General features: G+C 66.1%; 26 protein-coding genes. 14 read left to right on the forward strand and 12 right to left on the reverse strand.

The window, feature by feature from the left end:
• The first annotated feature begins 14 nt into the window (after window positions 1–14).
• Complete coding sequence (leuS, locus tag ACFOOL_RS05210; RefSeq protein ID WP_380095513.1) at window positions 15–2,636, forward strand: leucine--tRNA ligase; 2,622 nt, start codon at window positions 15–17, stop codon at window positions 2,634–2,636.
• Between the two features lie 15 nt (window positions 2,637–2,651).
• Window positions 2,652–3,674 (forward strand): DNA polymerase III subunit delta, encoded by a 1,023-nt coding sequence (holA, locus tag ACFOOL_RS05215; RefSeq protein WP_380095515.1) that lies wholly within the window; start codon window positions 2,652–2,654, stop codon window positions 3,672–3,674.
• A 49-nt stretch (window positions 3,675–3,723) separates the two neighbouring features.
• Here the strand turns inward: holA and ACFOOL_RS05220 are convergent, their stop codons facing one another.
• The 8 genes from ACFOOL_RS05220 to hemE all read right to left on the reverse strand — a co-directional run bounded on the left by ACFOOL_RS05220 (window position 3,724) and on the right by hemE (window position 12,447).
• The gene (locus ACFOOL_RS05220; RefSeq protein ID WP_380095517.1) at window positions 3,724–4,596 is read right to left on the reverse strand and encodes a ParB/RepB/Spo0J family partition protein; all 873 of its coding nucleotides are present in this window, start codon (window positions 4,594–4,596) and stop codon (window positions 3,724–3,726) included.
• A 10-nt stretch (window positions 4,597–4,606) separates the two neighbouring features.
• A complete protein-coding gene (locus ACFOOL_RS05225; RefSeq protein WP_380095519.1) occupies window positions 4,607–5,407 on the reverse strand; it encodes a ParA family protein in 801 nt (266 codons plus the stop codon).
• A 14-nt stretch (window positions 5,408–5,421) separates the two neighbouring features.
• Entirely contained in the window at window positions 5,422–6,069 is a 648-nt protein-coding gene (gene rsmG, locus ACFOOL_RS05230; RefSeq protein ID WP_380095521.1) for a 16S rRNA (guanine(527)-N(7))-methyltransferase RsmG, read from the reverse strand.
• Window positions 6,069–7,934 (reverse strand): tRNA uridine-5-carboxymethylaminomethyl(34) synthesis enzyme MnmG, encoded by a 1,866-nt coding sequence (gene mnmG / locus ACFOOL_RS05235; RefSeq protein WP_380095522.1) that lies wholly within the window; start codon window positions 7,932–7,934, stop codon window positions 6,069–6,071. The genes rsmG and mnmG overlap by 1 nt, the downstream gene beginning before the upstream one ends.
• A 164-nt stretch (window positions 7,935–8,098) precedes the next feature.
• On the reverse strand, window positions 8,099–9,391 hold the full coding sequence (mnmE, locus tag ACFOOL_RS05240; protein ID WP_380095524.1) for a tRNA uridine-5-carboxymethylaminomethyl(34) synthesis GTPase MnmE: 1,293 nt from the start codon (window positions 9,389–9,391) through the stop codon (window positions 8,099–8,101).
• 21 nt (window positions 9,392–9,412) lie between these two features.
• On the reverse strand, window positions 9,413–10,678 hold the full coding sequence (gene rho / locus ACFOOL_RS05245; RefSeq protein ID WP_380095526.1) for a transcription termination factor Rho: 1,266 nt from the start codon (window positions 10,676–10,678) through the stop codon (window positions 9,413–9,415).
• Window positions 10,679–10,973: 295 nt separating this feature from the next.
• Window positions 10,974–11,399 (reverse strand): protoporphyrinogen oxidase HemJ, encoded by a 426-nt coding sequence (gene hemJ, locus ACFOOL_RS05250; RefSeq protein ID WP_380095528.1) that lies wholly within the window; start codon window positions 11,397–11,399, stop codon window positions 10,974–10,976.
• Window positions 11,400–11,412: 13 nt separating this feature from the next.
• On the reverse strand, window positions 11,413–12,447 hold the full coding sequence (hemE, locus tag ACFOOL_RS05255) for a uroporphyrinogen decarboxylase (protein WP_380095530.1): 1,035 nt from the start codon (window positions 12,445–12,447) through the stop codon (window positions 11,413–11,415).
• Between the two features lie 439 nt (window positions 12,448–12,886).
• Here hemE and ACFOOL_RS05260 point away from each other — a divergent pair, with 439 nt between their 5' ends.
• Genes ACFOOL_RS05260 through dnaQ form a run of 4 tightly spaced genes read left to right on the forward strand, consistent with a single transcriptional unit; the run spans window position 12,887 to window position 15,619 of the window.
• Window positions 12,887–13,495: a Maf family protein gene (locus tag ACFOOL_RS05260; RefSeq protein WP_380095532.1), complete on the forward strand. Its 609-nt coding sequence runs from the start codon at window positions 12,887–12,889 to the stop codon at window positions 13,493–13,495.
• Window positions 13,492–14,322 (forward strand): shikimate dehydrogenase, encoded by an 831-nt coding sequence (locus ACFOOL_RS05265; RefSeq protein ID WP_380095534.1) that lies wholly within the window; start codon window positions 13,492–13,494, stop codon window positions 14,320–14,322. The genes ACFOOL_RS05260 and ACFOOL_RS05265 overlap by 4 nt, the downstream gene beginning before the upstream one ends.
• 2 nt (window positions 14,323–14,324) lie before the next feature.
• Window positions 14,325–14,921 carry a dephospho-CoA kinase gene (gene coaE / locus ACFOOL_RS05270; protein WP_380095536.1) on the forward strand — a complete coding sequence of 199 codons (597 nt, stop codon included), beginning with the start codon at window positions 14,325–14,327 and terminating at the stop codon, window positions 14,919–14,921.
• Window positions 14,921–15,619, forward strand: coding sequence for a DNA polymerase III subunit epsilon (dnaQ, locus tag ACFOOL_RS05275; protein ID WP_380095925.1), 699 nt, complete (start codon window positions 14,921–14,923; stop codon window positions 15,617–15,619). The genes coaE and dnaQ overlap by 1 nt, the downstream gene beginning before the upstream one ends.
• Before the next feature lie 72 nt (window positions 15,620–15,691).
• Here dnaQ and secB read toward each other — a convergent pair whose 3' ends face one another.
• Entirely contained in the window at window positions 15,692–16,213 is a 522-nt protein-coding gene (gene secB / locus ACFOOL_RS05280) for a protein-export chaperone SecB (RefSeq protein WP_380095538.1), read from the reverse strand.
• Between the two features lie 86 nt (window positions 16,214–16,299).
• Window positions 16,300–16,761: an FxsA family protein gene (locus ACFOOL_RS05285; protein ID WP_380095540.1), complete on the reverse strand. Its 462-nt coding sequence runs from the start codon at window positions 16,759–16,761 to the stop codon at window positions 16,300–16,302.
• A gap of 163 nt (window positions 16,762–16,924) precedes the next feature.
• Between ACFOOL_RS05285 and ACFOOL_RS05290 the strand changes: the two genes are divergently transcribed.
• The 3 genes from ACFOOL_RS05290 to ACFOOL_RS05300 are packed head-to-tail and all read left to right on the forward strand — an operon-like array spanning window position 16,925 to window position 18,618.
• Window positions 16,925–17,641 carry a Tim44/TimA family putative adaptor protein gene (locus tag ACFOOL_RS05290; RefSeq protein WP_380095542.1) on the forward strand — a complete coding sequence of 239 codons (717 nt, stop codon included), beginning with the start codon at window positions 16,925–16,927 and terminating at the stop codon, window positions 17,639–17,641.
• 27 nt (window positions 17,642–17,668) lie between these two features.
• Window positions 17,669–18,250, forward strand: coding sequence for a Smr/MutS family protein (locus ACFOOL_RS05295; RefSeq protein WP_380095544.1), 582 nt, complete (start codon window positions 17,669–17,671; stop codon window positions 18,248–18,250).
• Window positions 18,247–18,618, forward strand: a complete 372-nt coding sequence (locus tag ACFOOL_RS05300; RefSeq protein WP_380095546.1) for a helix-turn-helix domain-containing protein — start codon at window positions 18,247–18,249, stop codon at window positions 18,616–18,618. Before ACFOOL_RS05295 ends, ACFOOL_RS05300 begins: the two co-directional genes overlap by 4 nt.
• Before the next feature lie 98 nt (window positions 18,619–18,716).
• Here ACFOOL_RS05300 and hslU read toward each other — a convergent pair whose 3' ends face one another.
• On the reverse strand, window positions 18,717–20,027 hold the full coding sequence (hslU, locus tag ACFOOL_RS05305) for an ATP-dependent protease ATPase subunit HslU (RefSeq protein WP_380095548.1): 1,311 nt from the start codon (window positions 20,025–20,027) through the stop codon (window positions 18,717–18,719).
• Window positions 20,028–20,101: 74 nt separating this feature from the next.
• Window positions 20,102–20,659, reverse strand: coding sequence for an ATP-dependent protease subunit HslV (hslV, locus tag ACFOOL_RS05310; protein ID WP_380095550.1), 558 nt, complete (start codon window positions 20,657–20,659; stop codon window positions 20,102–20,104).
• Window positions 20,660–20,817: 158 nt separating this feature from the next.
• Here hslV and hisB point away from each other — a divergent pair, with 158 nt between their 5' ends.
• From hisB to ACFOOL_RS05335, 5 genes are all read left to right on the forward strand, one after another.
• Window positions 20,818–21,405: an imidazoleglycerol-phosphate dehydratase HisB gene (gene hisB, locus ACFOOL_RS05315; RefSeq protein ID WP_380095551.1), complete on the forward strand. Its 588-nt coding sequence runs from the start codon at window positions 20,818–20,820 to the stop codon at window positions 21,403–21,405.
• A gap of 126 nt (window positions 21,406–21,531) precedes the next feature.
• Window positions 21,532–21,888, forward strand: coding sequence for a hypothetical protein (locus tag ACFOOL_RS05320; RefSeq protein WP_380095552.1), 357 nt, complete (start codon window positions 21,532–21,534; stop codon window positions 21,886–21,888).
• On the forward strand, window positions 21,885–22,526 hold the full coding sequence (gene hisH, locus ACFOOL_RS05325) for an imidazole glycerol phosphate synthase subunit HisH (protein WP_380095553.1): 642 nt from the start codon (window positions 21,885–21,887) through the stop codon (window positions 22,524–22,526). The genes ACFOOL_RS05320 and hisH overlap by 4 nt, the downstream gene beginning before the upstream one ends.
• 34 nt (window positions 22,527–22,560) lie before the next feature.
• Window positions 22,561–23,289: a 1-(5-phosphoribosyl)-5-[(5-phosphoribosylamino)methylideneamino]imidazole-4-carboxamide isomerase gene (hisA, locus tag ACFOOL_RS05330; RefSeq protein WP_380095555.1), complete on the forward strand. Its 729-nt coding sequence runs from the start codon at window positions 22,561–22,563 to the stop codon at window positions 23,287–23,289.
• Window positions 23,286–23,615 carry a hypothetical protein gene (locus tag ACFOOL_RS05335; protein WP_380095557.1) on the forward strand — a complete coding sequence of 110 codons (330 nt, stop codon included), beginning with the start codon at window positions 23,286–23,288 and terminating at the stop codon, window positions 23,613–23,615. Before hisA ends, ACFOOL_RS05335 begins: the two co-directional genes overlap by 4 nt.
• The last annotated feature ends 17 nt before the right edge of the window (window positions 23,616–23,632 follow it).

Consider the following 23,632-nt stretch of genomic DNA (forward strand, 5'->3'; position numbering starts at 1 on the left):
CAAGGACGAGACAGTTGAGCGGCGAACGCTACAATCCGCGCGAAAGCGAACCGAAATGGCAAAAGATCTGGGACGAGCGCCAGAGCTTCGTCACCGCCAATGACGACCCGCGCGAGCCCTACTACGTCCTCGAGATGTTCCCCTACCCCTCCGGGCGCATCCATATGGGCCATGTGCGCAATTATGCCATGGGCGACGTGGTGGCGCGCTATCATCGCGCCCGCGGCAAGAACGTGCTCCACCCCATGGGCTGGGACGCCTTCGGCCTGCCGGCGGAGAACGCCGCCATCGAGCGCAAGACCCATCCGGGCACCTGGACCTATCAGAATATCGAGGCGATGAAGGTCCAGCTCAAATCCATGGGCCTGTCCATCGACTGGACGCGCGAGATCGCCACCTGCTCGCCCGACTATTATCGCCACCAGCAGGCCATGTTCCTCGACATGCTGGAAGCCGGCCTCGTCACCCGCAAGAGTTCCAAGGTCAACTGGGACCCGGTGGACATGACCGTGCTCGCCAATGAGCAGGTGATCGACGGCAAGGGCTGGCGCTCGGGCGCCGTGGTCGAACAGCGCGAGCTGACGCAATGGTTCTTCCGGATTTCGGACTATGCCGAGGACCTGCTCGAAGCGCTCGACAGGCTCAAGGACTGGCCGGAAAAGGTGCGCATCATGCAGCGTAACTGGATCGGCAAGTCCGAAGGCCTGCGCCTGTTGTTCGCGCTGGAGCCCAATGAGCGCACGCAGGCCGGCGCCATCGAGGTGTTCACCACGAGGCCGGACACCATTTTCGGCGCCTCCTTCATCGCGCTGTCGCCCGACCATCCCCTGACCGCCGAGCTGGCCGCCGGACATGAGGAGCTCGCCGCATTCGTCGCCGAATTCCATCGCCACGGCACCGCCACCGAGACGCTGGAAAAGGCGGAGAAAAAAGGCGTCTTCACCGGCCTTTTCGTGAACCATCCGGTGATCGAGGGCGCCACCCTGCCCGTCTATGTCGCCAATTTCGTGCTGATGGACTACGGCACCGGCGCCATTTTCGGCTGTCCCGCCCACGACCAGCGCGATCTCGACTTCGCCCGCAAATACGATTTGCAGGTCGTCCCGGTGGTCCTGCCGCCCGGCGCCGATCCGCAGGATTTCGCCATCGGCGCGGAAGCCTATGGCGAGGCCGGCACCATCTTCAATTCCGGCTTTCTCGACGGGCTGACGATCGAGCAGGCCAAAAAGACCATCGCCGAATTCTTCGGCGCCCGCATTGTGGATGGCCGGCCCCAGGGCCGCGTCGAGGTCAATTACCGCCTCCGCGACTGGGGCATTTCGCGCCAGCGCTATTGGGGCTGTCCCATCCCGGTGATCCATTGCGAGGTCTGCGGCACCGTGCCCGTGCCCCGCAAGGACCTGCCGGTGGTGCTGCCCGAGGATGTCAGCTTCGACAAGCCCGGCAATGCGCTCGACCATCATCCGAGCTGGAAGCACGTCGCCTGCCCGCAATGCGGCGCCCCGGCGCGGCGCGAGACCGACACCATGGACACCTTCGTGGACAGCTCCTGGTATTACACCCGCTTCACCGCGCCCGAGGCCGAGACCCCCACCATTCCGGCGGTGGCCAATCGCTGGCTGCCGGTGGACCAGTATATCGGGGGCGTCGAGCACGCCATCCTGCACCTGCTCTATTCGCGCTTCTTCACCCGTGCCATGAAGGCCACCGGCCATGTGGACCTGGACGAGCCGTTCAAGGGCCTGTTCACCCAGGGCATGGTGACCCACGAGACCTACAGGAACGAGCGTGGCGAATGGGTCGCCCCCACCGAAGTGGTGCTCGAGACCGCCGGCGACACCCGCAGCGCCCGCCACGCCGGCACCGGGGCGCCGATCCGCATCGGGCCGGTGGAGAAGATGAGCAAGTCCAAGCGGAACGTCGTCGATCCCGACGAGATCGTGGGCAGCTACGGCGCCGATACGGCGCGCTGGTTCATGCTGTCGGATTCGCCCCCGGAACGCGACGTGCAATGGACCGAGGCGGGCGTCGAGGGCGCCGGCCGGTTCCAGCAGCGCGTATGGCGGCTGATTGCCGATCTGGTCGATATCGAGAAACAGTCTCCGGAGATTGTTTCCGAAAACGCCGATGAGGCCCTGGCCCTGCGCCGCACCGTGCATCGCGCGGTGGAGGGCGTCGGCCAGGATATCGAGGCGCTGCGCTTCAACCGCGCCGTGGCGCAGATTTACGAGCTGACCAATGCGCTGAGCCATGCACTGACCCCGGCGAGGGAAGCGGGGGCCGGACCGGCCCTGCGCGCCGCATTGGCCGAAGGCGCCGAAAAGCTGGTCATCCTGATCAGCCCGATGATGCCGCATCTGGCCGAAAGCTGCTGGGAAGCGCTGGGTAAGGAAGGCCTGGTCGCCGATGCTCCCTGGCCCGCGGTCGATCCCGCCTTGCTGGTGGACGACGAAATCACCCTGCCCATCCAGATCAACGGCAAGCGCCGCGCCCAGATCGCCGTCGCCAAGGGCCTGCCCGCCGCCGAGGTCGAGGCGCTGGTGCTGGCCCTGGAGGCCGTGCAAAAGGCGCTGGACGGCAAGACCCCGAAGAAGATCGTGGTCGTTCCCGACCGCATCGTCAATGTCGTTCTCTAGCCCGGCTCACCGGCCATGACCGCCCTCAAGGCCCATGAAGTGGCGCGCTATCTGGCGCGCCCCGACCTCAGCGAGGGCATTTTCCTCGCTTACGGGCCTGATGGCGGCCTGGTGCGCGAAACCGCGCAAAGGCTGATCCGCCATTTGAGCGGCGACGATCCCGGCGCGGCCAATATCACCGTTTTCGACGGCCCGGAACTGGTCGCCGACCCCTCGCTGCTGGTGCTCGAGGCGCGCTCCGTGTCGCTGTTCGGCGGCAAGCGCATCATCCGCGTGCGCAATGCCGGCAAGGCGCTGGTAATGCCGCTGACCGAGCTGCGCGACGACCCGGGCGGCGCCGCCATCGTGCTGGAGGCCGACAATCTGCCGCCGCGCGACGCCTTGCGGGCGTTGGTGGAGGCGGCGAAGCTGGGACGCGCCCTGCCCTGCTATCCCGACACCGACGAGACGCTGGCCGCGCTGATGCGCGACACCTTCAACCAGGCCGGCATCCGCACCGATGCCGACGTCATCCCCACCCTGCGCGACATTCTGGGCAATGACCGCGAGGTGACAAGGCGGGAGCTGGAAAAACTGGTGCTTTACGCCGCTGCCGGCAAGGCGCTGACCCGGGAGGACGTGCTGTTGCTCTGCGCCGACAACGGCGCCCTCGCCATCGACGCCATTCTGGACGCCACCGGCGGCGGGCATGCCGAAAAGCTCGAACAGGCGCTCAACCGGGCCCTCGCCGCCTCGGTCAATCCACAGCAATTGCTGGCCATGCTAACCGGCCACTTCGCCAATCTGCGCCGCTGGCGCACTGAAGTGGATGGCGGCAGGACGCCCCGCGCCGTGCTCGACGGACTTCGCCCCAAGCCGCATTTCTCCCGCATCAATGCGCTGGAGCAGCAATTGCGCCTGTGGAGCGACGCGGCGCTGGCCACGGCCAGCGAACGCCTCCTGCAGGCCACTTCCGACAGCCGCCGCCGCCCGGCACTGGCCGAAACCGTGCTGCGCCGCACCACCCTTGCCCTGTGCATGCTGGCCGCCACCCATTGAGGCCGGGCCCGAGGGGCCGTTTCACGTGGAACAATCCGGCGCGACGACGTCAGCCGGTCCGGCCGGTGAGCCGCAGACAGAGATCGTCGAGCTGTTCCAGCGTGCGGTAGCGGATTTCCAGCCGGCCGCCGCGCTCGGAATGGTTGAGCGCCACGGTCAGCCCCAGCGCGTCGGCCAGCCGGCGCTCCAGCGCCAGCGTATCGGCATCGCGCGGCTTCTCCAGGGCAGGGCGGCGGGGCGGCAGGTCGCGCTGCTGGCTGAGCGCCTCGGCCTCGCGCACGGAGAGGCCCTTGTCGACGATCTGCCGGGCCAGCCCGGCCGGATCCTCCACGGTGATCAGCGTCCTTGCGTGGCCGGCGGTCAGCGTGCCGCTGGCCACCATGGTGCGCACGTCTTCGGGCAGCCGCAGCAGCCGCAGCGTATTGGCGACATGCGAGCGCGACTTGCCGATGACCTGGGCGAGGTCCTGCTGGGTATAATCGAACTGCTCGATGAGCTGTCCATAGCCCATGGCCTCTTCCAGCGGGTTAAGATCGGCGCGCTGCACGTTCTCGATGATGGCGAGTTCCAGCGCTTCCTTGTCGTCGACCTCGCGGATGATCACCGGAACGTCGTGCAGGCCCGCCCTCTGCGCCGCCCGCCAGCGCCGTTCGCCGGCGATCAGCTCGTAAATATCGGGATCGTCGGTGGGCCGCACCAGCAGTGGCGACATGACGCCCTTTTCGCGGATCGAATTGGTCAGTTCCTCGAGCTGGTCGGGATCGAAGCTGCGGCGCGGATTGGCGCGGTTGGCAATGATGAAGTCCACCGGCAGGCGCTTGCCGCCCGAACCGGATTCGGTGACCCGGGCGCCTTCCAGCGCCGCCATGTCGCCGATCAACGCCGCCAGACCCCGTCCCAATCGCGTCGGTTTTTCGGTCATCGTGACACTCCTAGGCTGCGTTCAGCCGCCGCTCGCGGCGGATGACTTCGGTGGCGAGGCGCAGATAGGCCTGGCTGCCGGCACATTTGAGATCGTAGAGCAGGGCGGGCTTGCCGTAGGACGGCGCCTCGCTGAGGCGGACATTGCGGGGAATCACCGTATCGTAAACCAGCTCGCCCATCTCGCTGCGCACGTCGTTCAGCACCTGTTCGGACAGATTGTTGCGCTTGTCGAACATGGTCATCACCACGCCCTGGATCGACAGGCGGGGATTGAGCGTCGAGCGGATCTGCTCGATGGTCTGCAAAAGCTGGCTCAACCCCTCGAGCGCGAAGAACTCGCATTGCAGCGGCACCAGCACCGCATCCGCCGCCACCAGCGAATTGACCGTCAGCAAATTGAGCGAGGGCGGGCAATCGATCAGCACATAGCTGACCGTCCTGCCATTGATGGTCAGATCGTCCAGGGCCTTGAACGCATTGCGCAATTTGAAGGCACGATCCGCCTGCCCGGCAATGGTCAGCTCCACCCCCAGCAGGTCCATGGTGGAAGGCACGATGGCGACGTTGGGCACGCTGGTCATGATCGCCGCCTCGGCGACGCCCGCCTCGCCGACCAGCACGTCATAGGCGGAAACGGCCCGATCCGTGCGCGAAATGCCCAGCCCCGTCGAGGCGTTGCCCTGCGGGTCGAGATCGACGATCAGCACCCGTTCGCCGATCGCCGCCAGCGCCGTCGCCAGATTGATCGCCGTCGTGGTCTTGCCGACGCCGCCCTTCTGGTTGGCCAATGTAAGAATCCGGGGCGCCAATCTGGCCTCCGCGTCTAACGCATTGATTTTCCGTGCAGATTCGTAATTGTGAGGATCACGCCGCCCGGATCGGTGTCACTGGGCCTTATTAGCACGTCATGCTGCCAATGCGCACCCGCTTCCGTTAGCTCTTCAACATGTTCGCGCCCTTTATGCAAGATGGCGCGGGTTTTCGGCCCGAAAAACGGGGCCATCCAGGCGCAAAGCTGCGGCAGCGCCGCCAGCGCCCGGGACGTGATCACGTCGGGCAGGCCTGTTTCACGTGAATCAACCTCCTCGCTGCGCCGCGCGATCACCATTGCCGACAGCCCCAGCTCACGGATCACGGTGCGCAGGAAACTGGCCTTACGCGCCGTCGGCTCCACCAGCACGAAGCGGCGTTCCGTTCCCTTGCTGGCGATTGCCAGCGGTAGCGCCGGAAAGCCGCCGCCACTGCCCAGATCGAGCAGGAGCCGATCCTCCGGCGTCAGCAATGGCAGGATTTGCAGGCTGTCGGCGAAATGCCGGGTCCAGACCTGATCCAATGTTTCACGTGAAACCAGATTCTGCACCTGCTGCCATTTGCGCAGCAGATTGGCATAGGATTCCAGATCCGCCCGCACCTCGCCCGGGGCGCGGCTGAAATGATCGCGATAGGCCGCAATGGCGGCATTCTCCTCCATCAGCCGGCCTTGCGCAGGGCGCCGCCGCGCCGCACCACCGCCAGCAGCAGGGTAATGGCGGCGGGCGTCATGCCGTCGAGTGCCTGGGCCTGGGCGATGGTTTGGGGCCGCTGGGCATCGAGCTTCTGGCGCAGCTCGATGGAAAGGCCGGGGATGTTCATATAATCCATGCCGTCGGGAATGGCCCGCTGTTCGTCGCGGCGCAGGCTTTCGATATCGGCGCGCTGCCGGTCGAGATAGACGGCATATTGCGCGTCGACCGAAATCTGCTCGATGATCTCGGGCGCCAGCGCGGCCAGTTCCGGCCAGAGCCGCGTCAGATCGGCCAGGTCCAGATCGGGATAGGAAAGCAGGTCGAACGCGGTGCGGCGCTTGCCGTCCTCGTTGACAGCGAGGCCGGCCTTGCGCGCCGCGCTGGGCGAGGTGGACAAATGCTTCAGCAATCGCCTTCCCTGCTCCAATGCGGCGGTCTTTCCGCCATGCAAGGCCGCCCGCTCCGGGCCCACCAGGCCGACCGCGATGCCAAGCGGCGAAAGCCGCTGATCGGCATTGTCGGCGCGCAGATGCAGGCGGAATTCGGCCCGCGAGGTAAACATGCGATAGGGCTCGCTGACCCCGCGCGTCACCAGATCGTCGATCATGACCCCCAGATAGCTTTCGGTGCGCGACAGCACCAGGGGTGTCTCGCCCTTCACCGCCAGCGCCGCATTGGCGCCGGCCAGAAGCCCCTGCGCGCCCGCTTCCTCATAGCCGGTCGTGCCGTTGATCTGGCCGGCGAGATAGAGCCCCTTCTGGCGTTTCAGCTCCAGGGTGGAGCGCAGCTCGCGCGGATCCACATGGTCGTATTCGATGGCGTAGCCGGGCCGGATGATGCGGACGTTTTCGAGGCCCGGCATGGTGCGCAGAAAAGCCTCCTGCACATCGGCCGGAAGCGAACTAGAAACACCGTTAGGATAGATGGTGTCGTCATCGAGCCCCTCCGGCTCGAGGAAGATCTGATGGCTCTGCCGGTCGGCGAAACGCACCACCTTGTCCTCGATGGAGGGACAATAGCGCGGCCCGCGCGACTTGATGCGCCCCGAATACATGGCCGAACGGTGCAGGTTCGCCTGAATGATGCGGTGCGCCTCGGCGGTGGTGTGGGTGATATGGCAGGCAATCTGCGGCGTGGTGATGGAGGCGGTCAGGGCGGAGAACGGCTCGGGGACCGGATCGCCCGCCTGCGCCTCCAGACCCGAATAGTCGATGCTGGTGCCGTCGAGCCGCGCCGGCGTGCCGGTCTTGAGGCGGCCCAGCGTCAGGCCGAGATTTTCGAGCCGCACCGACAAGCCCAGGACCGGCTTTTCGCCGACCCGGCCGGCGGGGATGGTCTCCTCGCCGCGATGGATCAGCCCGCGCAGGAATGTGCCGGTGGTCAGCACCACGGCACGGGCGGAAAAGCGCCTCCCGTCGAGCAGTGCAACCCCGCTGACGGCATCGCCGCGCAGCTCGAGATCGTCGACTTCGCCCTCGATCACGTCCAGATGCGGCTGCGCGGCAATAGCCGCCTGCATGGCCTCGCGGTAGAGCTTGCGGTCGGCCTGGGCTCGCGGGCCGCGAACGGCCGGCCCCTTGCGGCGGTTGAGCACGCGGAACTGGATGCCGGCCTGATCGGCGACCCGCGCCATTAGGCCGTCGAGCGCGTCGATCTCGCGCACCAGATGGCCCTTGCCCAGCCCGCCAATGGCCGGGTTGCAGCTCATCTCACCGATGGTGGCGAAACGATGGGTGACGAGGGCGGTGGCAACGCCCAGACGCGCCGCCGCCGCTGCGGCCTCGACGCCGGCATGGCCGCCGCCAACCACGATGACTCCGTAATCGGTCATGAGCTGATCTCCAAGGTCCCCGACATAGGCGAATGTTTCACGTGAATCAATTGCAAGTCGCCAGTGCGCCCGGCATGGCCGCTATTCGAGCCCGCTATCGGCCTTCTCACCTGCGGCAAGGTTGGACGTTTCACGTGAATCAGCAGGGTGCCGGCGATGCCGGGTCACTTGCCGATGCAGAAGCCGGCGAACAGTCGGTCGAGGATTTTTTCCGCATCCAGCCGGCCGATCAGCCTCTCCAACGCCGCGCTGGCGAGACGGAGCGATTCGGCGGCCAGTTCCCAGTCCGCCAGCGCGGCGCGCGTCTCGCGCAGGGCGTCGAGGGCAGCGGTCAGCGCCAGACGGTCGCGTTCATGGCTGATCAGCGACGGTTCGGCCCCGCCCAGGGTCTCGCCGATAGCGCGCAAGCGGGCGACGAGCTCATCCAGCCCGGCACCGGTTTGCGCAGAAAGGCTGATATCGGCAGTGGCTTTCCGTCCCAGATCCATCTTGGTGGCGATGGTCAACACTTGCCCCACGGTCTCCGGCAGCTCTGCCGGCGGCGTATCGGGAGCCTGCAGCCAGAGCACGATTTCCGCCGCCGCTATGGCCTTTTCGGCGCGGCGGATGCCTTCGGCCTCGGCCCGGCTCTCGGTGGCGCGGAGACCGGCGAGGTCGAGCAGGATGAAGAGCTGGCCGCCGATGTCGAGCGGCACTTCGCGCACGTCGCGGGTGGTCCCGGCCTCGTCGGTGACGATGGCGATATCCGACTTTGCCAGGGCGTTGATCAGGCTGGATTTGCCGGCATTGGGAGCGCCGGCCAGCGCTACCCTGATCCCCTCGCGCACGATGCGGCCGCTATCGATGGAGGCCAGGGCTTCGGTGAGCATGGTTTCGAGCCCGCCGAGCTGGCCGAGCCAGTCCGGAGGCAGCTCCTCGGAAACATCGCCCTCGTCGGAAAAATCGAGTCGCGCCTCGATTTCGGCCCGCAGGTCGAGGAGGATATCGCGCCAGCGCTCGATTTCCTCGCTGAGCCGGCCGTCATACCGGGACAGGGCCTGCTGGCGTTGCTTTTCGGTCTCGGCGCCGAGCAGGTCGCCAAGGCCTTCGATCGCCACCAGGTCCAGCTTGCCGTTCTCGAAGGCGCGGCGGGTGAACTCCCCGGCCTGGGCGAGACGCAGCCCCCGGTCGCGCAATTGCGCGAGAATGGCCTTCACCCCCGCCGGGGAGCCATGGACGTGGAGCTCGGCGCAGTCCTCCCCGGTGAAACTATGCGGGGCGGGAAAATGGACGACCAGACCCTGATCCAGCGCCCGCCCTGCCCCGATATGACGCAGGACCATGCGGCGCGGCGGCGGCACCCCGCCGGCAATTGCATCCAGCACCGGCCGGACCAGGGGGCCGGAGAGGCGGATGACCGCCACGCCGGCCGGCAGGGTGCCGGAGGACAGCGCCATGATCGTATCGCCCGCCGGCACGGCCGATCCCTCCATGGATGCCTAGGTATTCATCGAATCGAAGAAGTCGGAATTAGTCTTGGTCTGGCGAACCTTGTCCATCAGGAACTCCATGGCGTCGATCGTGCCCATGGGGTTGAGGATGCGGCGCAGCACATACATCTTCTTGAGGATATCCGGCTCGACCAGCAGCTCCTCCTTGCGCGTGCCCGACTTGGTGATGTCGAGCGCGGGGAAGATGCGCTTGTCGGCGACCTTGCGATCAAGGATGATTTCCGAGTTGCCGGTGCCCTTGAACTCCTCGAAAATCACTTCGTCCATGCGGCTGCCGGTGTCGATGAGCGCGGTCGAGATGATGGTCAGCGAACCGCCGCCCTCGATATTGCGCGCCGCGCCGAAGAAGCGCTTGGGACGCTGCAGCGCATTGGCGTCGACGCCGCCGGTGAGCACCTTGCCGGAGCTGGGGACCACGGTGTTGTAGGCCCGCCCCAGACGGGTGATGGAATCGAGCAGGATGACGACGTCGCGCTTATGCTCGACCAGGCGCTTGGCCTTCTCGATCACCATTTCGGCGACCTGGACGTGACGGCTGGCCGGTTCGTCGAAAGTGGAGGAGATCACCTCGCCGCGCACCGAGCGCTGCATGTCGGTGACTTCCTCGGGCCGCTCGTCGATGAGCAGCACGATCAGATAGCATTCGGGGTGATTGGTCGCGATCGATTGTGCAATATTTTGCAACAATACGGTCTTACCGGTGCGCGGCGGCGCAACGATCAAGGCGCGCTGCCCCTTGCCCAGCGGCGTCACCAGATCGAGAAGGCGGGCCGAGCGATCCTTCAGGGTCGGATCGGGCAGTTCCATATGCAGCCGTTCTTCGGGATAGAGCGGCGTGAGATTGTCGAAATTGACCTTGTGGCGAACGGCCTCGGGGTCCTCGAAATTGATGGTCGAGACTTTCAGCAGCGCAAAGTAGCGCTCGCCTTCCTTGGGAGAGCGAATCTCGCCCTCCACCGTGTCGCCGGTCCTCAGCCCGAAGCGGCGGATCTGGCTGGGGCTGACATAGATATCGTCCGGACCGGGCAGGTAATTGGCATCAGGAGAGCGCAGGAAACCGAACCCATCGGGCAGAACCTCGACGACGCCTTCCCCCACGATATTGATGTCCTTGGCCGCCAACTCCTTGAGGATGGCGAACATCAACTCCTGCTTGCGCATGGTCGATGCGTTTTCGACCGCGTTTTCCTCGGCGAAGGCCAAGAGTTCAGCCGGCGACTTGGCCTTGAGCTCACTGAGCTTGATATTCTGCATGTATGCGATGGACCCTTGAGGGATATCGTTGGAAAGAAGCACCAAACGTGGGGAAGGAGCGGCACCGCGCTGCAACCAGGGCGGTCGCGCCGAAGGGGTACCTCGCGCCCCATGTAACGTGATCCGGCGCCGTTTTCAAGAATTAATCAAAATACCGGCGATGCGATTCACGTGAAACCCACCCATGGCGGGGTGGGGAAACGGGCCGGAGCGATCCTTGCGCCCCGGCCACGATGAACCATCCGACCCTGGCCCGCAGGCACCTTCTCCGCAAAGGGGGGATGGTGCGAAACACCTAGAACGGCTTGACGATGACCATGATGACGATGCCGATCATCAACACGGTCGGCACCTCGTTGATCAGGCGGAAATATTTCTGCGGCCGCTCGTTGCGGTCGCCGGCGAAGGCCTTGACGTGCCGGGCCAGCAGGCCGTGATAGCCCGAAAGCGCCAGCACCAGCGCCGCCTTGATCCAGGGCCAGACCGATCCCCAGTCCACGATGCCGTGAAACACCATGGCGAGGCCGAACAGCCAGGTGGCGATCATCGCCGGCGTGGTGATAGCCCTGAGCAGGCGCCGTTCCATCACCTTGAAGGTTTCCGACTGCGCCGATCCGGTCTCGGCCGTCGCGTGATAGACGAAAAGCCGCGGCAGATAGAGCAGCCCCGCCATCCAGGCGATGACAGAAATGACATGCAGCGCCTTGAACCACTCGATCATCGCCGTTCGTTCCTCACGCGGATTTCACCAGTTCGACCAGCCGCTCCACATGGGCGATCGGGGTCTCGGGCACGATGCCATGGCCCAGATTGAAAATGTGGGGCCGGTCGCGGAACGCGGTCAGGATGGCCTCGACCTGGCTTTCCATGGCGTCGCCGCCCATGACCAGCCGCAGCGGATCGAGATTACCCTGTACCGGCTGGCTGGGCGGCAGGGTGTTGCGCACGAAATCGAGCGGCGTGGCATAGTCGATCCCCACTACATTCACCCCGGTATGGGCGACATAGCGCGCCAGATTGCCCGCGCCGCCGCGCGGAAAGCCGATCACCGGCGCATCGGGCACCCGGGCGCGCAAGCCCTCGACGATCCGCCTATTGGGCTCCATCACCTGCCGGGCAAAGGCCGCATCGTCGAGATTGAGGGCCCAGCTCTCGAAGAGCTGCACCACATCGGCGCCGGCGTCCAGTTGCGCCGCCAGATAATCGATGCTGGTCTCGACCAATATGTCCATGAGCCGGTCGAAGGCCTTGCCGTGTTCGAGCGCGAAGCGCCGCGCCGCCCATTGATCGGGCGAGCCGCGCCCGCCCAGCATATAGGTCGCCACCGTCCAGGGCGCGCCGCAGAACCCGATCAGCGTCTTGTCGGGCGCCAGCGTCGCCCGCAGCCGGCGCACCGTTTCCAGGACCGGCGCCAGATGCTCGAGCGCCCGGCTCCGATCCAGCGCCTCGATGCCCTTCTCGTCGAGCGGATCGAGCAGCGGGCCCTCGCCCGGCTCGAAACGCACGGGCTGGCCCAGGGCGTCCGGGATCACCAGAATGTCGGAAAACAGGATCGCGGCATCGAGATCGAACCGCCGCAGCGGCTGCAGGGTGACCTCGACGGCCAGCTCGGGCGTATAGCACAGCTCCAGAAAGCCGCCGGCCCGGGCGCGGGTCTGGCGGTATTCGGGCAGGTAGCGTCCCGCCTGCCGCATGATCCACATGGGCGGGCGGTCCTGCCGCTGGCCCAGCACCGTCGCCAGCAGCGGCTTGTGCACCACAGGGTTCATCGCCTCGCCCCTTTCAAACCTTCAAAAGAATCTTTTCTTCTTCTCATCTTTATCTTCATGACGGTGTTTTGCTGTAATTCCGCGCCATCCACAACCGGCCCCGCGGTGACACTTGCGCGCATGCCAAAGATTAACGAAGTGTGAATCACGAGCGGCCCCTATCTGGCTCCCACCAAGGAGTGAATGGTTAACGAAAGCTTAATCCGGCGAGTCCGGAGTCAACGATTCGATTCCACCTGTGGATGAAGCGTTCATATCCGCCCTCGGCCGCATCCGGCTTTTCCCCAGAGCTTTCCCATGCCGGCTCCGCCTCACCGCCGAAACGGACTGTTAATCATTCATTAGCCAAGTCGAACAAGTTTCGCGATCCGCCGAACTTGCGAGTCATTGTCACAGTTCCGGCTTGAGCTGGGGATGACAGTGTGGAAAACATGGCCCCATGCTGATCCTGGCGTCGAGCAGTCCCACCCGCAAAGCCCTGCTGGAAAAGGCCGGATTGCATTTTGCCGTCATGCCGGCGCCGATCGAGGAGCGCCGGCTGGAAGCGGAACTGCTGGACGCGGGAGCCGATGGCCGCGACGTTGCCATGATGCTGGCCCGGCACAAGGCCGAATGGGTGTCCGAACGCCATCCGGGCGCCCTGGTGATCGGCGCCGACCAGACCCTGGCGCTGGGTCCCGAGCTTTTGCACAAGCCGGAGGATAGGGATGCCGCCATCGCCCAGCTCGAGCGCCTGCGCGGCAAGACCCATCGCCTCCATGCCGCCGCGACCCTGGTGCGCGACGGGACGCCGCTCTGGTCGGAGGTCGAAACGGCCGAACTGACCATGATCGAATTTTCGCCGGACGAACGCGACCATGTGCTGGACCTGGAGGGCGATGCCATTCTCGGTTCCGTGGGCGGCTATCGGCTCGAGGGACCGTCCATCCGCCTCTTCGAGACGGTGGCCGGCGATTATTTCACCATATTGGGTCTGCCGCTCTTGCCGCTCCTGGCGGCCTTGCGCGACCTGGCCCCCGAGCTTTTGCACGCCCAGGATAGAAATTGACCACGAAGGCCTTCGTCATCGGGCACCCCATCGCCCATTCGCGCTCCCCGCTCATCCACGGCGCCTGGCTGGCCCGATACGGCATCGATGGCAGCTATGAGGCCATCGATGTGGCCCCGGACGCGCTGGCCGGGTTTTTCGACCGGCTGCGGGCGGGGGAATTCGCCGGCGGCAATGTCACCATTCCACACAAGGAGGCGGTGTTTGCGCTCTGCGACGAGGTCGACGCATTGGCGCGCACCATCGGGGCGGTGAACACGCTGGTGGTGCGGGACGGCAAGGTGCTGGGCACCAATACCGATTATCTGGGCTTTCTGGGCAATCTCGATGCCGGAGCACCCGGCTGGGCGGACAGCGACGAGGACGCCATCGTTATCGGGGCCGGCGGCGCGGCGCGGGCAGTGCTGGTCGCGTTGCGGCGGCGCTATCGGGGGAAGGTGCACGTGCTCAACCGCACCCCGGCCAATGCCGAGGCGCTGATCGGGCAGATCGAGGGACCTTTCACGGCCCATGGCTTCGAGGCTTTCGAGCACCTCGCGCCAAAAACCGGACTCGTGATCAATACCAGCTCCGTCGGCATGCATGGCAGCCGCTTCGACTGGCTCGATCCCGGCCAGTTGCCCAAAACCGCGCTGGTCACCGATATCGTCTATACCCCGCTCGTCACCCCGCTGCTGGCCGAGGCGCGCAGCCGCGGGCTGCGTATCGTCGACGGGCTGGGCATGTTGCTGCACCAGGCCGTGCCGGGCTTTGCCGCATGGTTCGGCACGACGCCCGAGGTGACCCCTGCCCTGCGCGCCCGGATCGAAGCGACGCTGGACGGTTGAGCATGTGGACGATCGGCATCACCGGCTCCATCGCCACCGGCAAGTCGACATTGCTCGAGGCCTTCGGCAAATGCGGCGTGCCGGTCTTTTCCGCCGACAAGGCGGTGGCGGAGCTTTATGCGGGGGAGGCCGTGGCCCCGGTCGAGGCGCTGTTTCCCGGCGTGGCGCGCGATGGCGCCATCGACCGGGCGGAACTGGCCCGGCGCCTCGCCGCCGACCCCTCGGGGTTCTCCCGGCTCGAGGCCCTGGTCCATCCCCTGGTGCGCCAGCGGATCGCCCGCTTCCTCGCCGAGGCGGAGAAAGCGGGCCATGCCCTTGCCGTGGTCGAGGTGCCGCTGCTATTCGAAAGCGGCCATGATTACGGGTTCGATGCCATCGCCGTCACCCATGTGGACGAGGCAATCCAGAACGAGCGCATCATGGCGCGGCCGGGCATGACGGTGGAAAAACGCGATGCCCTGCTTGCCCGGCAGCTACCGCAGGCCGAGAAGATGAGGCGCGCCGCCTATCTGTTCGATACGGCCCGGCCGCGCGCCGAAATCGAGGCCATGGTGGCGGCGCTGGTCGACCGGGTGCGCGCGGGGCAGGAGGAAAGATGATCAGGGAAATCGTGCTCGACACCGAAACCACGGGCCTGTCGCCGCAAGGCGGGGACCGGCTGGTGGAGATCGGCTGCGTCGAACTGGTCAACCACATCCCCACCGGCCGTACGCATCACGTCTATATCAATCCCGAACGGTCCATGCCCGAGGAGGCCTTCCGCGTCCATGGCCTCAGCGAGGATTTCCTTGCCGACAAGCCGGTGTTCCGGATGGTGGCGGAGGAATTCCGCGCCTTTATCGGCGATGCCACTTTGGTCATCCACAATGCCGCCTTCGACATGGGCTTTCTCAATGCCGAGATGGAGTGGGCAGGGCTGCCCGGGCTCGACAATCCCGTCATCGACACGGTGATGGTGGCGCGCCAGAAGCACCCAGGCGCCCGCGTCAGCCTCGATGCCCTGTGCAAGCATTACGGCATCGACAATTCCCGCCGCACCTTGCATGGCGCGCTGCTCGACAGCCAGATTCTCGCGGAGGTCTATCTCGAGCTGATCGGCGGCAAGCAGGTGAGCCTGGCGCTGGTGGCTGAAATCGAAACCACCATCGTAACCGCGGCGCGCATCGCCGTGCCGCCCCGCCCCGCTCCCCTGCCCGGCCGCGTCAGCGCCATGGAGGCGGAAGCCCATGCCGCCTTCGTCGCCTCGCTGGGCGAAGGAGCGCTGTGGGCGCGTTATGAGGAACAGCGCCAGCCATAGCCGCCACGGAGATGAAAAAAGCCCCGGCATCGACCGGGGCTTTTCTTATTTCGGATTTTTGTCCCGGAGGGCTCAGTTGGGCTTGGGAGCCTCTTCGCCTGGTGCCGGAGCGGCGGCACCGCCGCCCTGGGCGGCGAGCTTGGCCAGGTTCTGCCGGTAGATGGCGGAAAAATCCACCGGCTCCATCATCAGCGGCGGGAAGCCGCCCTGCTGGGTGACGCTGGCCAGCACCTGACGCGCGAAGGGGAAGATCAGCCGCGGGCACTCGATCATCAGCAGCGCCGAAAGCTGGGCCTCGGGCACGTTCTTGATGCGGAAAATGCCGCCATAGACCAGTTCGACGTTGAACAACACCGATTCTTCGCGGTTGGCCTTGGCGTTGAGCGTCAACTCGACCGCATAGACTTCCTCGTTCTGCTTCTTGACGCCCACCGAGATCGAGACGTTGAAAGCCGGATTGCCGCCGCCGGCGAGCAGGGTGCCGGGCGCCCCGGGATTTTCGAAGGAGAGATCGCGGATATACTGGCCCACCAGGTTCATGCTGGGCTGGTTGCCGGGCTGCGGCGCCGCCGCGCCCTGGGTATCGTCGGCCATTACTGGGTCCTTTTCCGAGCGGACTTTCGGGAAGTGCTGGGCGGCTGGCTAGCACTTTTGCCCGGTGCGAACAAGCGGCGGACCGTTCAGCGCCCGCCGGGCCAGTGCTTTTCGTCCGGATCGGCGGGCGTCTCCTCCTCCAGAAGCGGGGCGCCGGGATCGGCATGGCGGCGATAGGTGGTGGTGGTTTCCACCACCCGCACCCGCTTGCGCAATGCCTCGAAGATCAGGCTCCGCACGCCCGGCACCAGCAGCGCCAGCGCCACCGCGTCGCTCAGAAAGCCGGGCAGCACCAGGAGCATCGCCGCGACCCCGATCAGCATGGCGTCGAACATGGCGCGGCCCGGCACGGTGCCGCCATCGACGCTGCTGCGGAGGCGCGCGATCGCCCCCAGGCCCTGCTGGCGCAGCAGCAGCCCGCCGGCAAGCGCCGCCAGGATGACCAGCAACAGGGTGGGCAGGAGGCCGATGGCGCGGCCCACCACGATGAACAGGGCGATCTCGACGAGCGGCAGGGCCGCAAAGCCCCAAAGGATCAGACGGGCCAATGATGAAATCCTTGCTTGTGGCGCCCGGGGCGCGGCAAAAACGCAATTCGCCCGATCGTGAACTGGTTTCGGGCTAAAGCTTTGCCTATATATAGGCGCGTGATGGCGTCGAACGAGCGCCGCCCGCCGTTTTTTTCCATTCGCCCCACAAGGTGCCAGCTTTATGGACGATTTTCTCGATCTGCCGACCCTCATCGCCATCGTCGTGGCCGTGTTCGTCCTGTTTCGGCTGCGTTCGGTTCTGGGCACGCGGACCGGCAACGAGCGTCCGCCGGTGGACCGCAGCCGTTCCGTTGCCACCGAAAAGCAGCAGGCCGAGGAGAAGGTGGTGCCGCTGCGTCCCCGTCCGGCCCAGCCCGACCTCGATGAGGAACGCCGCGCCCGCAAGCTCGAAGCCGAGATCGAGCAGACCGCCCAGGGCGACGAGACCATCGCCGCCGGCCTGCGCGCCGTGGCCGAGGCCGATTCGGGCTTCACGCCGAAATATTTCCTCGACGGCGCCAAGCAGGCCTATGAGATGATCGTCACCGCCTTTGCCGAGGGCGACCGCCAGACGCTGAAGAACCTGCTCGACAAGGATATTTTCGAAAGCTTCCAGCGCGCCATCGCCGAGCGCGAGGCCGCCGGCCAGAAGGTGGATTTCACTTTTGTGGGCCTGCCCCGGATCGAGATTTCCGAAGCCGAATACGACAGGAAGAACGTCTCGGTGACGGTGCGTTTCCACGCGGAAGTGGTCTCGGCCACCCGCGACCGCGACGGCAATGTGGTGGAGGGCGACGCCGAGCAGGTGCAGCTTATCGCCGACGAATGGACCTTCTCGCGCAATCCCAGGTCGCGCGACCCCAATTGGAAGGTCGTCGCCACCAGCCAGATCGACTGATCCGGTCCGAGGCGGGCCGGTCCCACCATGTCAAAGCGCGGCACAAGGCGCCTGCCTCACGATTTTCACCTCTGGACCACGGTGGCGGCGACGGTCGAGCCGTTGCGCCGCAAGGGCCTGCTCCGGCTGGGGAGTGGCCCCCTGCCCGTCCCCGAGACCGAGCCGGCTCCATCGCTCGGTGCGCCCCTGAAACCCCTCGCGGCCGGAAAACCTTTCCTGCCCGCCTATCAGGCGCCGGTCGCCGGCCCCGCCGGTGCGGGCAAGGCGGTCGATCCCGCCATTCACAGGAAGCTGCGCCGCGGCCGCATCGAGATCGACGGCACCATCGACCTGCACGGCATGACCCAGACGGAGGCGCGCGCCGCCTTGCGGCGCTATATCGCGGCGCGCGCGGGGCGCGGAGACCGCACCGTGCTGGTCATCACCGGCAAGGGGGTGAAGACCGACAGCGATTACGTGGCGGCCATGACCCAGCGCGGCGTTCTGCGCACCATGTTGCCCATCTGGCTGTCCGAGCCGGGCCTCGCCCATCTGGTATCCGGCTGGAGCATGGCGGCGCGCGGCCATGGCGGGGAGGGCGCCTGGTATGTGCGCCTGCGGCGGCCATGACCCCGCTGGGCGCCAAATTGCGGGCCATGCGCCGGGCGCGCGGCATCTCCCTCAAGGAGATGGCGGCGGCCCTCAACGTCTCCAGTGCCTATCTCTCGGCGCTCGAGCACGGGCGGCGCGGCGTGCCCACCAGTTTCCTCCTCCACCGCATCATCGCCTTTTTCAACGTCATCTGGGACGAGGCGGAGGAATTGCAGCGCCTCGCCGAAATCAGCGATCCCAAGGTCAGCATCGACACGGGCGGAATGCCGCCCGATGCCACCGAGCTCACCAACCGGCTGCGCGACAATATCGGCACGCTCGACCCCGAGGACCTCAAATTCCTCCGGGACGAGGTGGTGCGGCGGGCGGGGCGGCGGCGGAGCTAGCCACGACACCCGCCGAAGGGCTCAGCCTCTCCTACCTCATTGTCCGCCCTATTCTCCAGTTTTGCAGCCGGATGAACCGGGTGGCGGCGGGCAGGCGCCTACAGCACGAATTTGCTCAGGTCGGTGTCTCCGGCCAGCACCCCCACCTTGTCGCGCACGAAGGCGGCATCGATGGTGACGGTCTGGCCGGCGCGGTCGGGGGCGTCGAAGGAGATTTCCTCCACCAGCCGCTCCATCACCGTCTGCAGGCGCCTTGCGCCGATATTTTCCACCGAGCCGTTGACCTTGACTGCCGCGTCGGCGATCGCCTCGATGGCGTCCTGGGTCACCTCCAGCGTCACGCCCTCGGTCTGCATCAGCGCCACATATTGCTTGATGAGGCTGGCCTCGGTGTCGCTCAGTATGCCGATGAAATCCTCGCGCGTCAGCGCCTTGAGCTCCACCCGGATGGGCAGGCGGCCCTGCAGTTCGGGCAGGAGGTCGGACGGCTTGGAGACGTGGAAGGCGCCCGAGGCGATGAAGAGGATGTGGTCGGTCTTGACCGGCCCGTATTTGGTGGCGACGGTCGTGCCCTCGATCAGCGGCAAGAGGTCCCGCTGCACGCCTTCGCGCGACGGACCGCCCTGCACGCCGCCCTCGCGAGCCGCAACCTTGTCGATCTCGTCGATGAAGACGATGCCGTGGTTTTCCACCAGCTCGATGGCCTCGGCCTTGAGCTGTTCCTGGTCCAGCAGCTTGTCCGCCTCCTCGGCGATCAGCGGCTCATAGGCGTCCTTGACCTTGATCTTGCGCTTGACCCCACGTCCGCCCATGGCCTGCTTGAACATGTCGGAAAGATTGATCATGCCGATGCCGCCATTGGGCATGCCGGGGATCTCGAAGCCCCCGGTGCCGGGTCCGGGCTGCATCTCGATTTCGACTTCCTTGTCGTCGAGCTCGTTATTGCGCAGCTTGTTGCGGAAGCTGTCGCGGGTCGAAGGCGTCGCCGAGGTTCCCACCAGCGCGTCCAGCACCCTTTCCTCGGCATTGTGATGGGCCTGGGCCTCGACGTCGCGCCGCCTTTTGTCGCGCAGCACGGTGATGCCGGCCTCCACCAGGTCGCGCACGATCTGCTCGACATCGCGCCCCACATAGCCCACCTCGGTGAACTTGGTGGCCTCCACCTTGACGAAGGGCGCCTGGGCGAGGCGGGCGAGGCGGCGCGAAATCTCGGTCTTGCCCACGCCGGTGGGCCCGATCATCAGGATGTTCTTCGGGGTCACCTCGCGGCGCAGGTCGGGCGAGAGCTGCTGCCGGCGCCAGCGATTGCGCAGCGCCACGGCAACGGCGCGCTTGGCGTCCTGCTGGCCCACGATATGGCGGTCGAGCTCGGAAACGATCTCGCGCGGGGAAAAATTGGTCTCGTTCATTCCGGTCACTTTCCGGGCCGCTGCGACAGCCGGCCCAAAGGCGCCGCCTCCAAGGCCGGCGCGGCAGATAAGGGTCAGTTCAGCTCGATGGTCTCGAGCGTCACATTGCCATTGGTATAGACGCAGATCTCTTGCGCGATCTGCATGGCGCGGCGGGCGATGTCCTCGGCGTCGAGCTCGGTGGCTTGATGCAGGGCCAGCGCCGCCGAATGGGCGTAATTGCCGCCCGAGCCGATGGCGATGACGCCGTGGTCGGGAGTCAGCACGTCGCCATTGCCGGTCAGCACCAGCGTATCGGTCTTGTCGGCGACGATCATCATCGCCTCGAGCTTGCGCAGATAACGGTCGGTGCGCCAGTCCTTGGCCAGTTCCACGGCCGCGCGCATCAACTGGTCGGGATATTGCTCGAGCTTGGTCTCCAGCCGCTCGAAAAGCGTGAAGGCGTCGGCGGTGGAGCCGGCGAAACCGCCGATCACCTTGCCGTCCGCCAGCCGCCGGACTTTTTTGGCGGTGTGCTTCATCACCGTCTGGCCCATGGAGACCTGGCCATCGCCGGCCACCACGACCTTGTTGCCCTTGCGCACGGAAACGATGGTGGTCCCGTGCCAGCCGGGAAAATTAGTGTCACTCATTGGGGGAGATACTCCGAACTGTCGCATGATATTTAGGAGCCGCGCCCGCGATTGCAACAGAAGGACAGCGCAGCGGAAAGGCCCGGCCCTCCCGCCGCGCCGATCTTTAACCCTGCGGTTATATCTGCTAGGGAGCGCTCGAGTTCCGGAGAATCCCCATGCGCCAAGCCGCTATCGCCCGCAAGACCAACGAGACCGAGATTTCCGTCTCCGTCGATCTCGACGGCACCGGCCGGCACGACATGCGCACCGGCGTGGGCTTTTTCGACCATATGCTGGACCAGTTGGCGCGCCATTCGCTGATCGACATGACGGTCGCATGCACGGGCGACGTCCATATCGATTATCACCACACGGTCGAGGACGTGGGCATCGCGCTCGGCCAGGCGGTGAAAGAGGCGCTCGGCGACAAGAAGGGCATTCGCCGCTATGCCAGTTGCGACCTGCCCATGGACGGCACGCTGACACGGGCGGCGCTGGACGTCTCCGGCCGCGCCTTCCTCGTCTTCCGGGCCGAATTCAGCCAGGACAAGATCGGCGAGATCGATACCGAACTGTTCCGCGAATTCTTCCAGGCCTTCGCCGTCAATGCCGGCATCACGCTGCATGTCGAGAATTTCTATTTCGACAACAACCATCATCTGGCCGAGTCCATGTTCAAGGCGGTGGCGCGGGCCCTGCGCGAAGCGGTCGAGATCGATCCGCGCCAGGCCGGCCGCGTGCCCAGCACCAAGGGCACGCTCTAGCCGGCGTGCCGGGCTTCCCGGCCGCAGGGTTGCGGCGCGGGCGGCCGCGCGCCGGAGGTGCAATGGGGATTGGCCCGCAATCCTTTTTGCCCTAAGTGGTCCTCATTTCGTCCTGGGAGCATCCCCGTGACCCTTTTCGCCCTCTATCGATCCCGGACCGACGCCGCGGCCCCGCCGGTGGCCGTCGGCGAGCGCTTCTCGTGGTTCGCGGCGCTGTTGCCGCCCGTCCACGCTTTGGCGCATCGTCTCTGGGGGCAGTTGGCGCTGTTCGTCGCCGGCGTGGCCGGCATTGCGGTGCTCGACGTCTATCTCGAGCCGAACCTGTCCTTCTGGCTCTATCTGCTCCTGGCGCTGGCCTTTGGCTTCAGCGCGCCGGGGGCGCGGCGCCGCGCCCTGCTGCGGCGCGGATATGCGCCGGCCGGCTATCGCTTCGCTCCCGATGAAGACCTGGCGCGGGTCGCCCTCATGGAGGCCGGTTCGTGAGCGTCGCCATCGTCGATTATGGCGCCGGCAATCTGCGGTCCGCCGCCAAGGCCTTTCAATATGTGGCCGGCCGGATGGGCCGGGGCGACGACATCGTCGTCACCGCCGATCCCGACCTTGTGCGCCGGGCCCAGCGCATCGTGTTGCCCGGAGTCGGCGCCTTCGCCGATTGCAAGGCCGGGCTCGACGCCGTTCCGGGCATGGTCGGGGCGCTGGAGGAAAAGGTGCTGTCCGGCGGCACGCCCTTTCTCGGGGTCTGCGTGGGCATGCAGCTTCTGGCCGGCGAGGGGCGCGAGAAGGCGACGACGCCCGGCCTGGGCTGGATCGGTGGGGCGGTGGAACGGATCGCTCCCGCCGATCCGGCGCTGAAAATCCCCCATATGGGCTGGAACACCATCGCGGCGGTCCGGCCCCACGCCCTGCTGGCCGGCATTCCCGCCGACCTTCACGCCTATTTCGTCCATTCCTACCATCTGGTGCCGGACGATCCCGAAACGCTGGTCGCCACCACCGATTACGGGGGCCGGCTCACCGCCTGTGTCGGCCGCGACAATATTTTCGGCACGCAGTTCCATCCGGAAAAGAGCCAGGCGCTGGGCCTGCATCTCATCGAGAATTTTCTCAATTGGTCGCCGTGATGGATTTGATGCCGATCCCTGCTGGAGCCTGTCCATGATCCTGTTTCCCGCCATCGACCTCAAGGACGGGCAATGCGTGCGCCTCAAGCTGGGCGACATGAACGAGGTCACCGTCTTCAACGACGATCCCGCCGCCCAGGCCAGAAGCTTCGAGGAGCAGGGGTTCCGATATCTGCATGTGGTCGATCTCAACGGCGCCTTTGCCGGTGAGAGCGTCAATGGCGCCGCCGTCGAGGCGATCCTCGAAAATGTGCGCTTTCCGGTGCAGCTGGGCGGTGGCATCCGCACTCTCGCCCATATCGAATCCTGGCTCGACAAGGGCCTGGCGCGGGTCATCCTGGGCACCGTGGCGGTGCGCGATCCGGCGCTGGTGAAGGAGGCGGCGCTCAAATGGCCCGGCCGGGTCGCGGTAGGCATCGACGCCCGCGCCGGCATGGTGGCGGTCGAGGGCTGGGCCGAAACCTCGGAACTTTCGGTCGTCGAGCTGGCCAAGCGCTTCGAGGGCGCGGGGGTCGCCGCGATCATCCATACCGATATCGACCGCGACGGGGTTCTGGCCGGCATCAACTGGGACGCGACGCTGGCGCTGGCCCGGGCCACCGCCATTCCCGTCATCGCTTCGGGGGGCCTGGCCTCCATGGCCGATATCGAGCGCCTGGCGCAACCCGACTGCGCCATCCTCGAAGGGGCCATTTCCGGGCGCGCGCTGTATGACGGCAGGATCGATGCGGCCCGGGCGCTGGCGCTTTTGAGGGCGGCATGAGCGAGGACCGGCCGGTGCGATTCCCCTGGTGGATCTACTGGCTGCTCCTTGCCGCCATCGCGGTTTTCGCCCTCTGGCCGCTCGCTTCGGTCTATTTCACCTATCTGGTGGCCGATGCCCATGGCTGCGCGGTGAACGAGGCCTATGCCCAGCCCTGCATGGTGCTGGGGTCCGATTGGGGCGGGCTGCTCTATGCCACCGGCGTCATGGGCTGGTTCATGCTCGCCACCCTGCCGCTGGGCGGGGGAGCATTGCTGGTCTGGCTGGTCATCCTCGTCATTCACCGTCTCGCCTGGGGGCGGATGCAGCGGGGAGCGCCGAAATGACCCCGGACCCGGTATCA

Source organism: Devosia honganensis (assembly GCF_042648785.1).
In the GTDB taxonomy this organism is placed as follows: domain Bacteria; phylum Pseudomonadota; class Alphaproteobacteria; order Rhizobiales; family Devosiaceae; genus Devosia; species Devosia honganensis.